The sequence below is a fragment of the Streptomyces olivochromogenes genome, from assembly GCF_021538895.1.
In the GTDB taxonomy this organism is placed as follows: domain Bacteria; phylum Actinomycetota; class Actinomycetes; order Streptomycetales; family Streptomycetaceae; genus Streptomyces; species Streptomyces olivochromogenes_A.
In genome coordinates this window covers 1-10349 of sequence record NZ_JADDRL010000190.1, presented here as the reverse complement: position 1 = coordinate 10349, position 10349 = coordinate 1, and the positions used below count along the sequence as shown (strand labels likewise).

General features: G+C 67.3%; 12 protein-coding genes and 1 pseudogene. 2 read left to right on the top strand and 11 right to left on the bottom strand.

Annotation, left to right across the window (positions count from 1 at the left end; genetic code table 11):
• Nucleotides 1-942 precede the first annotated feature (942 nt).
• Nucleotides 943-1431: a DUF4265 domain-containing protein gene (locus IPZ69_RS44675; RefSeq protein ID WP_235460644.1), complete on the top strand. Its 489-nt coding sequence runs from the start codon at nucleotides 943-945 to the stop codon at nucleotides 1429-1431.
• Between the two features lie 33 nt (nucleotides 1432-1464).
• On the opposite strand, the gene IPZ69_RS44670 is transcribed toward IPZ69_RS44675, so the two are convergent.
• From IPZ69_RS44670 to IPZ69_RS47630, 5 genes are all read right to left on the bottom strand, one after another.
• Nucleotides 1465-1728: an SUKH-3 domain-containing protein gene (locus IPZ69_RS44670; RefSeq protein WP_235460643.1), complete on the bottom strand. Its 264-nt coding sequence runs from the start codon at nucleotides 1726-1728 to the stop codon at nucleotides 1465-1467.
• A 252-nt stretch (nucleotides 1729-1980) separates the two neighbouring features.
• Nucleotides 1981-2271 (bottom strand): hypothetical protein, encoded by a 291-nt coding sequence (locus tag IPZ69_RS44665; RefSeq protein WP_235460642.1) that lies wholly within the window; start codon nucleotides 2269-2271, stop codon nucleotides 1981-1983.
• Between the two features lie 16 nt (nucleotides 2272-2287).
• The gene (locus IPZ69_RS44660) at nucleotides 2288-2800 is read right to left on the bottom strand and encodes a hypothetical protein (protein ID WP_235460641.1); all 513 of its coding nucleotides are present in this window, start codon (nucleotides 2798-2800) and stop codon (nucleotides 2288-2290) included.
• Nucleotides 2801-4084: 1284 nt separating this feature from the next.
• Nucleotides 4085-4324, bottom strand: coding sequence for a hypothetical protein (locus tag IPZ69_RS44655; protein ID WP_308407612.1), 240 nt, complete (start codon nucleotides 4322-4324; stop codon nucleotides 4085-4087).
• A 344-nt stretch (nucleotides 4325-4668) separates the two neighbouring features.
• Complete coding sequence (locus IPZ69_RS47630) at nucleotides 4669-4791, bottom strand: hypothetical protein (RefSeq protein WP_308407613.1); 123 nt, start codon at nucleotides 4789-4791, stop codon at nucleotides 4669-4671.
• Between IPZ69_RS47630 and IPZ69_RS44650 the strand changes: the two are divergent.
• Nucleotides 4735-4958 (top strand): annotated as a pseudogene (locus IPZ69_RS44650) (DUF6879 family protein); the annotation flags it as partial. The gene IPZ69_RS47630 and the pseudogene IPZ69_RS44650 overlap by 57 nt on opposite strands.
• 654 nt (nucleotides 4959-5612) lie before the next feature.
• On the opposite strand, the gene IPZ69_RS44645 reads toward IPZ69_RS44650, so the two are convergent.
• From IPZ69_RS44645 to IPZ69_RS44620, 6 genes are all read right to left on the bottom strand, one after another.
• Nucleotides 5613-6284, bottom strand: a complete 672-nt coding sequence (locus IPZ69_RS44645) for a DUF4232 domain-containing protein (protein ID WP_235460640.1) — start codon at nucleotides 6282-6284, stop codon at nucleotides 5613-5615.
• 229 nt (nucleotides 6285-6513) lie between these two features.
• Nucleotides 6514-7626: a CU044_5270 family protein gene (locus IPZ69_RS44640; RefSeq protein ID WP_235460639.1), complete on the bottom strand. Its 1113-nt coding sequence runs from the start codon at nucleotides 7624-7626 to the stop codon at nucleotides 6514-6516.
• Nucleotides 7623-8267, bottom strand: coding sequence for an RNA polymerase sigma factor (locus IPZ69_RS44635; RefSeq protein WP_235460638.1), 645 nt, complete (start codon nucleotides 8265-8267; stop codon nucleotides 7623-7625). The genes IPZ69_RS44640 and IPZ69_RS44635 overlap by 4 nt, the downstream gene beginning before the upstream one ends.
• A 170-nt stretch (nucleotides 8268-8437) precedes the next feature.
• Nucleotides 8438-8878 carry a hypothetical protein gene (locus IPZ69_RS44630; RefSeq protein ID WP_235460637.1) on the bottom strand — a complete coding sequence of 147 codons (441 nt, stop codon included), beginning with the start codon at nucleotides 8876-8878 and terminating at the stop codon, nucleotides 8438-8440.
• A gap of 114 nt (nucleotides 8879-8992) precedes the next feature.
• On the bottom strand, nucleotides 8993-9283 hold the full coding sequence (locus IPZ69_RS44625) for a helix-turn-helix domain-containing protein (RefSeq protein WP_235460645.1): 291 nt from the start codon (nucleotides 9281-9283) through the stop codon (nucleotides 8993-8995).
• 14 nt (nucleotides 9284-9297) lie between these two features.
• Nucleotides 9298-9750: a MarR family transcriptional regulator gene (locus tag IPZ69_RS44620; protein WP_235460636.1), complete on the bottom strand. Its 453-nt coding sequence runs from the start codon at nucleotides 9748-9750 to the stop codon at nucleotides 9298-9300.
• Nucleotides 9751-10349: the final 599 nt, after the last annotated feature.

Here is a 10349-nt window from a genome sequence, read left to right as displayed (position 1 = left end):
CGGCTCGCCAGCACGGGCCGCGACCAGACGGTACGGATCTGGGATATCGCAACACAACGCACCGTGGCTCTTACGCGAGCCGAGGGGGCGCTGCTCACTTGCGCCTGGGGTGCCGCTCAGGAACTGGTGATGGCAGGCGAGGGGGGCTTGTACCGGTTCGCTCTCCTCACTTGAGTACAAAGCGAAGCACCTGGTCCACCTGCGGCCGGCCGCATGGACTCCGGAACCCCGCGGCAACGTCGCAGAGGCTGCTGTGGCACGCCGTCCGCCGTCGGGCGCGTCGGGGGCGATGAGTTCGCGCTGTTGCCCTGGAGCTGCCCCGCGGTCGCAGGGCGCACCGGCTGGAGCAGCTGGTCCGCATACTCCACATGCCGGTCCCCCTGGACGACGGCCACACCGTCGACGGCACGTGGGAGTAGGTCTTCACCGCCTTGATCGCCCGGGCAGGCGCAGACGAAGACCTCAACTGGGCCGTCTCGGTACGCTCCTCCAGCACGCACAAGCTCGCGAGCAGGACCTGGCCGTAGCCGGCTTCGGCCAGGCCGCCTGACCGCACCGTCCACCCGACGGGGCCCCACCACCATGCAGCCGCCCGAACTTCCTCAGGGCCAAGACTCGTACATCCATGTCGCCGTCGGTCACCTTGCTCTGCCGTATTGAGGGCCTCCCCAATCGGCAGTCCGCACCCGCGCTCTGCCCCTATGAGCCGTCTCGCACCTGTGCAAGGGAGAGGAAGGTTCTGTTGCGGTCGGGCCGTGAGGTCTCGGAGACCGGCCGCAGATGCCATCGGGCCTTTGGCGGGCTCAGCGAAGGTGAGTCCGCTACCGCGACGGCGCCAGCCGATGCCTTGACCGTTCCGAAGGTGGGTTACCCCCAGCTCGGCGACGTTGATCGACTGGGGCATGATGACGGGCCGACGCAATCTGAAGCGGAGCCCACGCCATGAAGTTCATCGTCCACGACGAACCAGTCGGACGAGCAGCGACCAACTACGTCGCTCGAGCGGACCTGGCTCCGTTCGGCCTGGAGGGGCAGGTCGAACAGCTCTGGCTCAAGGCCGTCAACGACGGCACCTACGAGGTCGCCTGCGTCCCCTTCCTCACCTACGGAGTTGCGCTCGGCGACAGCGTCCTGCTTGCCGAGGACGACTACGTCAGGGAGGTGGTCAAGACCGCCTGGCACCGGACCCTGCGCATGCTGATCATCCCGGCGGTGCCGGCCGCTGACCTCGGGCAGGTAACTGACCAGATCAAGTCCGCGATCAGGACGAGCGGACTTCTCAGCGAGTGGAGCGGTGAGCGCCTCGTCGCCGTCGATGTCCCCCCGGACATGGACGCCTCCGAGGTGATCACGGCGATGGAGCGCGTGGTGAACAACGGCAGGGCCTTCTGGGAGTGGGCAGACAGCCGACCGTTCTCCGCCCGCTCCTGACCCAGCGGCCGCGTCCGTGCATGGCGACCGAACTCAGCCAATACGCCGTGGAGATATACCTAGGACGAGCTTCTCCAGTGCCTCCTGGGCCGGGCCGAACGTCGCCACCCAGGTCTCGATCAGATAGATCTCGCTGGTCTCGTCGATACCGAGGAAGAATCGGCCCTCCTCGAGCTGACCGATGGGGAAGATGTCCCGCCCAACCGTCGAGCTCCAGTCTGCGAATCGAAGCCGTGGACCAAGGTGCGCCAGGTGGACTCGTTCAACGACAACAAGGCCGGCAGCTTCAAGACCCACGCCTCGCCCGCTGCACGGGTCCTGCCATCCGCCGCGTGGCGCGCGCCAGGCACCGTAGCGGGCAGCAGGTCGAGGCGCTTGTCCATGTCGAGGTGGAAAGTGCCGTACGGGTTGATGTTCGACCGGGAATCCCCGCCCAGAACTGCACGATCTTCTCCACGTCGACCGCCTGAACGTGAATCTCCACGCCTCTGCCCTCTTGTAGACGAGACGAAGCCCTCGCCGGCCTCATGGGGTCGACGGGGGCTCCTCTCACGCTGCGAGACATTCCAAGACCCAGGTGACCGCTAGCGACGCCAGTTCCTGCGCCTGATCCTCACCGAAGTTCTCGGGCAGTGGCTCTCGCTCGTCTGCGACGTCGCCGATCTCGAATGCTGTCTCCCAGCGTCGGCCGGCCGCCGAAAAAGCAACCTGGATCGGCCAGCAGGTTCCGTCGGCCTCGACGTCGGTGACGGTGACAACGCCCCACGTCGGATCGGTCACCATGCGGCCTTCCAGGGCGACGGCAGTACGCCGGGCTGCGTCCGCGCTGGAGAACGTCATGGACGCAGGGTACGGCTCAGCAGCGCTTGGTGACACCGGGGAGAGACTCGTGGTAGGCGGTGATGATGCCCTTGATCCCGGTCGAGCCGTAGTTCAGGTACGAGACGACGACGCGGTACTGGCCCGACTCGCACGGCGGCAGGTCTTTCAGGACGAAGACCCGAGTGTTGGCGTCCTGCTGCCAGGTGGAGCTGTAGTGGGCGAGGGTGTTGGCGATCTCCTCGTCGACGAAGGGCTCCCAGTGCTTGGCGCGGATTTTGCGGAAGCCGAATCCCCGGCCCCTGTCGTCGACCTGACCGCACCGCAGCGGGACGCGGGCGAAGGGGACGTGGGGGGAGTACCACTTGACGATGTGGCCCTTGTCCTTGTCTTTGCAGGCGTCGGGGCTCAGGGCGGCGGGGCGCGCCGAGACGTGACGGGCGTCGGTGTCGGCCGACGCCGTGGCAGCCGGCGCTAACAGTGCCGCCGTGGCGAGCAGCGGGAACAGAACACGTGTCTTTACTTTTCCTCCTGAGGAAAATTCGAACATGTGTTTCACCGCCGCTCATCCTCAGGGGTTTCACAGGCGCCACGCAAGATCCGTGGCGCGAACTTTCCGTTGTTTGTCCGGTTCCATGCCGTGGAATGGCCACCACGATCTTCTACGTCACAGTGCGTGCTCGATCGCGTTGAAAATGTTTGCATCGGTGTCCCGCTGTCACTCCGTAAGTTCCGCCCAGACCGCCACGTATCCCGGCGGTCGGGTTGTCGATACGGCGGTAGATCGGCTGGCCAATACCGGCTGCGGCACGAAGCTTTCCCCGTTGTCCACGAGAGACACCCATGACGCCGAGCTGCCGATCTCCGCCCCAACTCGCGTCTTTTTCAGTAGCTTTGACCGCCACAGCTGTCTCTGGACGTCCCCGACTCCGGTATGCACATAGTGAGCCTCTTCCACCCTCCCGACACAGGACGAAAGAGGCGTCGTCAGCGTTCTCCAACACTGGCGACACGGGCTTGCGGGAGTTCAAAGACGGTTTCTGAGAGGTGGCGTACTTGACTGGTCAGCAACCACCCCTCCCCCACTCCACGATCGGATACGCAAACGCTGCCCCTCCGCTGCCTCAGAAGCGCGCGCTGTCGCTATTACGGCGTAATAGCTCACTCCCGAGGGTTTCCTGACTCATGGAACCGATGGTCCGGAGGGGGCGTCATGCGCCGCGGACGGGGGGCCGTTCACCCGTCCGGATACCCCTCGGCAGTCATTTCCAAGATCCAAAAGCCCTGTGCGCCACTCTGACGGCCTGCGAGGTGATCAAAGGTCATGCCATACCGGCGGCTCTGAGTTCGGGCGTGCGCGGGCCGGTTCTGAGCTTCGCTTTTCTGCCGAACTTCCCGGATAGTCCGATAAGTTCGAATGTTGGATGGCAGTAGCCCTGTTCCGAAACGCTTCCATCCGTGGTGCCGGATCAGCCCCGCAGGGCGCCCGAAGTTCGACAATCACCAGCCCCCCATCCAAGGGGGCACCGGTCACTTCGGCAATCCGGAGCAACGGAGACGCGCTCAGCCGGCCTGGAATGGCGGTGGCGCGCCGGGCCCCTACCCATGCAATGACCTCATGCGCGTTGGCGGTCTCCTCATCGCAGTCGCGCGCAAGCTGGTGCTCACCGAGCTTCGCCCCGCCGGTGACAGACACAGCCGCAGCGGCGCACCAGAAGCACGCCGTGCGAGTGTGGCAGCGGCACGTCCTGTGTCTGTGTGCACGCACTCACCGTACACATCTTTGTAGTCCGGGCGCTGGGCCAGTGTGCATTCTGCCGAGAGCGGCGGCTGGTCAGTCTTGGTCGGCGCACTCACGGTGCCTCGCTGCGAGCCTGGGCGTTAACCGGGCGACGTCAGCCGACTCTTGTTCGGCCGGTGTGGCGGGTCGCAGCGGACCGTGTGCGTCCCATTCGCGGCCGCCGCCGGGCGGCTTGAGCTGCCAATGGGGGCCGACGTGGTCCATGATCCGGCCGACCTTGCGTGTGCTGTCATCCCACACCAGGTCATCGATCTGGGGCATGTACGCGTTCATGCGCACCTCTTCCGGATGGTCTCGGACCGTCGAGGGGCGGGGTCTTGGCGCACACGGCCGTGTGTAATCGGGTTCAGTGACGTCGATGTTGCGGCCGCCCTCGGAGACGGCAGCGCATTCCCTGCTGCCGTCAGCCCGTCCCACGGAGTGTCCGCGGCCGCTGTGACATCCGTTGTGTCCGCGGCTTGCTTCCCTGTCACCATGAACTCAGCTTCAGCGCAGTTCAGTTGAGAGGAACAGGCACTATGCGCGGATATTCTCGGGTAGCAGTGATGTATGCCGGAGTTTTCTCACGCAGCCGCATGGTGGTCATAGCCGGGATTCGCACCCTGACGTCAAGCTGATCAAAAATCCGGCGAAAGGAACTGATCACGGCGCGTCGCCTGCGCTTCAACGGCACCGGCAGTGGCGTGAACGGCTGCCCCGCCGTCCACGAGGACCTCGACACCGGCGAAGTGATCGTCCACGGGCCGGCGCTCACCATTCTGACGACATCGCCCGCCTGCAACACCTCGGAGAGAACGAAGTCCCGATCATGGTCCCGCGTGAACTGCTCGTCGACTTCGGCCCCAAGGAGGTCAGCCGCGTGCCGAACATCATCACTCTGGATGAATTCGACCGGCTGTTCACCCGCTCCTGTGCCGTCGGCCCGGCCAGCAGCCGCTCATCACCGGGACGGGCGCGCGAAGGCGCCGCCATCCCGCAATATCCCCGAGGGCGCCCGATGCCCGGCGCGCAGGAGCTACCAACCCGGCCACCTGCTGCTGCACCGGCCCCAGCGTGTGGCAACGCAACCACCCTCAGCTGTACGCGAACGGGCCACTCGGGGCGCGCAGTTCGCGCATTGCAGGGGTCGAGGTCACCACGTCGGGCGGCCTCATGCTGCTCATCCGCCGTGCTGGGACCTGTTCAGGGACCGCCCCTCCCCCGCCGGAGCCCGCGCCGTCGCTATTACGGCGTAATAGCACCTCGCTCCCGCCGGTTTCCGAAGGCGCGTCTCGCGACGCCTGGCGGTCGGCCGCTCACCCGTTCGGGGACCGCCGAGGCGGCCAGCGCCAACTGTCAGGAGGGGTCGCCCCCTTCGGTCTGGGGCACCATGCCCGCAACGCCAGTACGGGCAGTTGGTGCAGGGCGGTGTCCTGACCGAGTTCTTGGCAGGGGACCCTGGTGGCGAGCAGGTGCAGCACCACCCGGGGCCGCGGTCCGGCAGGGGTTGTCGGCGACGTGAGGAGTACGTCGCCGAGACCGCTGGCGCCGACCCCAGGAACTGCGAGGCGTAGTCCCGGTCCTAGGAGTGGAAGGCGCCGAACTTCACGTCCTTGGTGCAGACGTTGAAGACGCCGGCCGAGCCATTCGCCTTGGTGACCTTGACGGTGCGTGCGATGTCCTTCGGGAGCGCGATCGCGACCTTGGAGGCCTGTACTGCGCAGACCTCGCGGGCGGACTGGCTGCCTTCGAAGTTGAGGTCCGTGTAGAGGACATCGGCCGTGGCTGAGGCGCCGGGGGCGATGTCGACGGCGTCGGTGCCAGCAGCCGCGTTGTCGGTCTCGATGGGGTTGGCCTTGCCCTGGTCGTCCTTGGCGGTCAAGGCGCTTGCGCCCACGATGGTGCAGGTGCTGCCCGAGGTGTTGGTGACCTTGACGGTGGCGGCAGCGGGCTCCGACTCGCTGGCGTGCGCGGCCGAGGCGATGAACTGGACGGTGGTCGTCTTCGTGGTGCACGCGCTGACGCCGCCGCCGGATCCGGAGCCGGACGAGCCGGTCGCGGTCGCAGGTGCCTGGGTGCCACCCGGCTTGCCCGTGGACGTGGCAGCGGTGGCGGGGGCCTTCGACGACGCCGTGGCGACCGGGCTGGAGGTATCTCCGGTCTTGGCATCGTCATCGCCCGAATTGCAGGCGGTGAGGCTGAGGCCGGCGACGAATACAGCGGCCGTCGCGAGGGTGGCGGTACGCAGACGCATGAGTGGAAGTCCCCCTGGGTCAGTCCGGCGGAGTGCCGGTGTCTTCGACGTGAGTAGTTCACGACGGGCCTCCCACCCGCGGTTCCGCTGACGATCGGCCCACCGCCTGTGAAACAACTCACCGGTAACTTCGACAACCGGAGCGCACCGAACGGCATCTGACGGACACCGGCACGCTGGTGCCCCGGCACTCCCCCTGCGGGGCGCGGCCGGGGCACCGGTGGAGGCGTCAGCCGTTCTGGGTGGGGAGCTGCTTCATGCCGTCTACGATCGCGCGCTTGACGATGGCGCTGGTGAACTTGACCGTGCCGGGCTTGAGGAGGCCGCCGTCCTCGGTGGTTTCCTTCACCTGGACTTCGCGCTCGCCGAGGAAGACGTGGGTCTTCTTGTCGAAGATCCACTCCTCGCGGGAGCCACCGGTCTCGTCCAGGCGGGCCACCGCCACTCCGGGCCGGCCGAGCGCGTCCTTGGCATCCGGGACGACGACGACTCCGGGGATCTTCTTAGCAGCCTTGAACAGCGCCGAGTAGAGCTCCGCAGGCGGGTAGGACTCGCCCAGGAGATCGCCAATGGTGATGAACGCCTGCTGGTCGAGGCTGTTTCCGTGGCCCTCGCTCGCCTTGTAGATCATCGCCAGCAGCTTGTCGGGATCCGTGGGGAGCTTGGCCAGGAAGTCGTACGAGGGCGCGTTGAGGGTGGCTTTCGGTGTGTTGCCCAGCTCGTCGGGCAGGGACAGCGTCTCCCCCGCCGGGTCGTGGTTGACAGCGGGGTCGATGAGCCAGCCCTTGGTGCCGTCGGCGGAGTCCCAGATCTGGCGCTTGTGCAGCGCGTGGCTGGCCAGGCTGACCTTGTCGCCGTCGTGCCGTATGTAGGTCTCGGCCATCTTCGACTCGATGTAGACGTACTGGCCCGGCTTGACGGCGGAGTTGCCGGTCTCGGCCGCCGCGAGGGAGATCTGGTCGAGCAGCTGCGGGACGCCCTTGGTGGTCGGGGTGCCGAGCTGGGTGGTGAGGGCGGGACCGGTGGCGACGCCGCCCTGCCGGACGCCGTCTCCATCGTTCATTACCGACGTGGCGACGACCGCGCCGGCCAGGGCGCAGGCCAGTGCGGGGAGCGTGATCGCCGGGCGGAGCAGGCGGAATCGCCCGGTCTTCGGGCGGGCTTGCGGCGCGGTGGCCGTCGCCGTGTGGTTGTTCTGCTGGATGTCCTGCTCGATGTGAGCCATCAGGCGCTCCTTGTGGAACTGGTGACGGCCCGTCGGCAGTTCGCGCGCCGTCTGAGGCAGGAGGAGTGCGGTCTCTTCCCACTCGGCCGGACTCTGCCGGGACGGGGTCGCTTTCATCGGTTTCCTTCCGATACGGGCCGGATCGCGTGGTTACGTTCTCCTCTTGTCTGGCGATCCAGCGGGGCGAGTTCCCGTTTTTTTCTTGCCAGTTGGACGGGCGGTCCCGCCAGCTCGGCTTCGGTCAGCCGGCGCAGCTTCACGCGGGCCCGGGAGAGGCGGGAGCGGACCGTGCCGACGGGGATCCCGAGCGCCTCGGCGGCCGCCGTGTACTCCAGGCCCTCCCACAGGCACAGCGTCAGGACCTCGCGCTCGGGTCTGCGCAGCAGGGCGAGTGCGCGGAGCGCGGCCGCGATGCGCCGGCGGTCGTCGAGCCGGCCCGCGACCTCCTCGGCGTGATCGGGCAGCGTGGTCTCGGCCTCCGCGGCGGCGATCGCGGCGGCACGGTAGCGCCGGTTGCTTCGGTAGTGGCCGCGGGCGACGTTGGTCGCGACGCCCAGCAGCCAGGGCCGCAGGGAGCCGCCCTCGGCCCCGACCCGGTCGCGCATCCGCCAGGCCTCCATGAAGGTCTCGGCCATGACGTCCTCCGCCGCCGCCCAGTCGGCGGTGAGGCGGAACGCGTGGTTGTAGACCGCCCGGGCGTAGCTGTCGTACAGCTCGGCGAAGGCGCTCGGATCCCCGGCCCGTACCCGGGTACGCATATCTGTGCTCACCCCCTTTAACTGCGGGGCGAACAGACCGAGTTCCCGTGACCCGTGTCACATTGCTCTCTGGGGTCCCGCCCTGCGCATCCGCCCCAGAGCAGTGAGCGTACGAGCCGCGAGTCGTTGGTGCGGGTGTCGGGTGGGCCGTCCGCCGGTGGGGTGTCGTGTCAGCGTGCCCAGGTGCTGTGGCCGGGCGGGAGTTCTCCGCGAAGGAGGCTGACGAAGGCGCGGCCGCAGGCCAGCAGCGGGTCGGTGGGCAGGTCCCCGCCGAAGCGTGAGCAGGGGCCGCCCGTGCCGAAGGAGTTGGCGAGGTCCTTCGGGATGGCCGGGGACCAGGCGCGCAGTCGCTGTAGGGCCCGCTCCGAGAGCTGGAGTGTGAGGGCTGTGCGCTCGGGGTCGGTGGCCAGGTGTTCGTCCAGGCAGGACGACACGAATCCCGTGAAGCCGACCGTGGCCTGTCTCCCCCAGTCCTCGCGGGCGGCGGCGAGCCAGGCGGGGGCGTCCGCGACCTCCTTGGCTTCCTGCGCCAGGAGGTACAGCCACACTTCGGCCTGGTGATCGCGGACCCAGAAGCCGAACCCTCGGTAGTCCATGTAGGAGCTGCCCACGTGTCGAGTAGATCATGTGGGTGCCGGCCACGTATGGACGTCAACGCAATGATGACGTCCCGGCGGACCGGGTTGATGGACTTCAGGTCAATCAACCCGGTCCGGGGGAACGTGTCAGGTGGCGCGGCGGAGGGGTACGACGACCTCCTCGCCGGTGGCCTTCGGGCTCAGCCGGTAGTAGCGGATGTGGCCGAGGCGCTCGGACTCCTCCAGCCAGCCGGCCTCGACGAGCTGGCGGCGGGTGCGGGAGAAGACCGTGGGCGACATCCCGAGGACCTCTGCGAGCTCGGCCGCGGTCTTGCTGACAGTGCCGGCCCGGTCCGTGGGGTGGGCTGCGTAGAGCGTCAGGATCAGGCGCTGGTTGGCGGGCAGGCCGGCCGTGTGCGTCAGCAGGCGGAGGGTCATGTCCTTGGTGTCGTTCACTTTGCCTCCCACCGCGAAGGGGTGGACTCGTCGAATCCGGGGATGTCCGGCGGGTTGCAGGTCTTGATGGCTTCGCGCTGCTCAATGCCCGTCCCGTGGAACGCAATGTACGGGCTGATCCGGTAGAAGTTGTAGTTCCCGATGCGGCCACGGACGATCAGGATGCGGTGCTTGGCCAGCTTCCGGTTGATCTTCCCCACGGCGTCGGTCGACATGCCGACCCGCTTGGCGATGTCCGCTCCGGTGGACTTGAGCGGCTCCAGGCCTTCCGGCGAGACGCCGATCCACCACAGGACGAGGAACTTCTGGCTGGGCGTGAAGGCCCTGCTCTCGGAGATCGCCTCCACTCGCGCCTTGTCGACCTGGGTGTGCCGGCCGGAGAAGGCGTAGGGCGCGTAGGGGACGATCTCGCCGGTGTCAGCGTCCAGCAGTCTGCGCGCTGTTCCCAACAGGGCCTCCGTGCCTGGGTGCTGATGACTCGACGAGCGGCGGCTCTCAGGCCGACCAGATGAACTTAACGTACATGAGCAAGAAGTTCATCAACCCCGCTCCTCGGACATGTCGCCGGGCTCCGCCGACGGTTCCCCAGCACCCCTCGGAAGGCGTACACGAGCACATTTCGCGGCCGTCTTCATGAACGTGAAGTCAATCTGCCCAGTTCCTGGGAACTGGGCACCACGATCCCTCGGACTGGGTGTGCTGTTCCAGGAACTGCCTGGCAGTTCGCAGGATCTGGGGCGTGAGAGGCGTCTTCGCAGGTCAGCGCGGAGATGGGGGACTGACGCTCTTTTACTTGGGGCTAGGGTCCGTTATCCGCCGCGCGCTGGGGGAGCGATGGGCAGTGCGGAGGGGCACGGAAGGGCGGCGCGGGGGCTTCTCAGGGAGGAGGGCTCCCGTAGGGAGCTGTACCCGTCGTACTGCCTGGCGTTGCCCATGTCGCCCCGTCTGGACCTCAGCCAGGGAAAGTCAGCCACAGCCGCGGGGTCGCCGAACGGGCAGGCGCGCGTGTGTTTCCAGCAACCCGGTTCCGGTCTCAGCCACGCCTCTT

Excerpts from the sequence above, each read along its gene's own strand:
- IPZ69_RS44635 (WP_235460638.1), bottom strand. The coding sequence starts at position 8,267 with ATGCGTACCCGGGTACGGGCCGGGGATCCGAGCGCCTTCGCCGAGCTG.
- IPZ69_RS44645 (WP_235460640.1), bottom strand. The coding sequence starts at position 6,284 with ATGCGTCTGCGTACCGCCACCCTCGCGACGGCCGCTGTATTCGTCGCC.
- IPZ69_RS44665 (WP_235460642.1), bottom strand. The coding sequence starts at position 2,271 with ATGACGTTCTCCAGCGCGGACGCAGCCCGGCGTACTGCCGTCGCCCTG.
- IPZ69_RS44660 (WP_235460641.1), bottom strand. The coding sequence starts at position 2,800 with ATGTTCGAATTTTCCTCAGGAGGAAAAGTAAAGACACGTGTTCTGTTC.
- IPZ69_RS44640 (WP_235460639.1), bottom strand. The coding sequence starts at position 7,626 with ATGAAAGCGACCCCGTCCCGGCAGAGTCCGGCCGAGTGGGAAGAGACC.
- IPZ69_RS44655 (WP_308407612.1), bottom strand. The coding sequence starts at position 4,324 with ATGAACGCGTACATGCCCCAGATCGATGACCTGGTGTGGGATGACAGC.
- IPZ69_RS44625 (WP_235460645.1), bottom strand. The coding sequence starts at position 9,283 with ATGACCCTCCGCCTGCTGACGCACACGGCCGGCCTGCCCGCCAACCAG.
- IPZ69_RS44675 (WP_235460644.1), top strand. The coding sequence starts at position 943 with ATGAAGTTCATCGTCCACGACGAACCAGTCGGACGAGCAGCGACCAAC.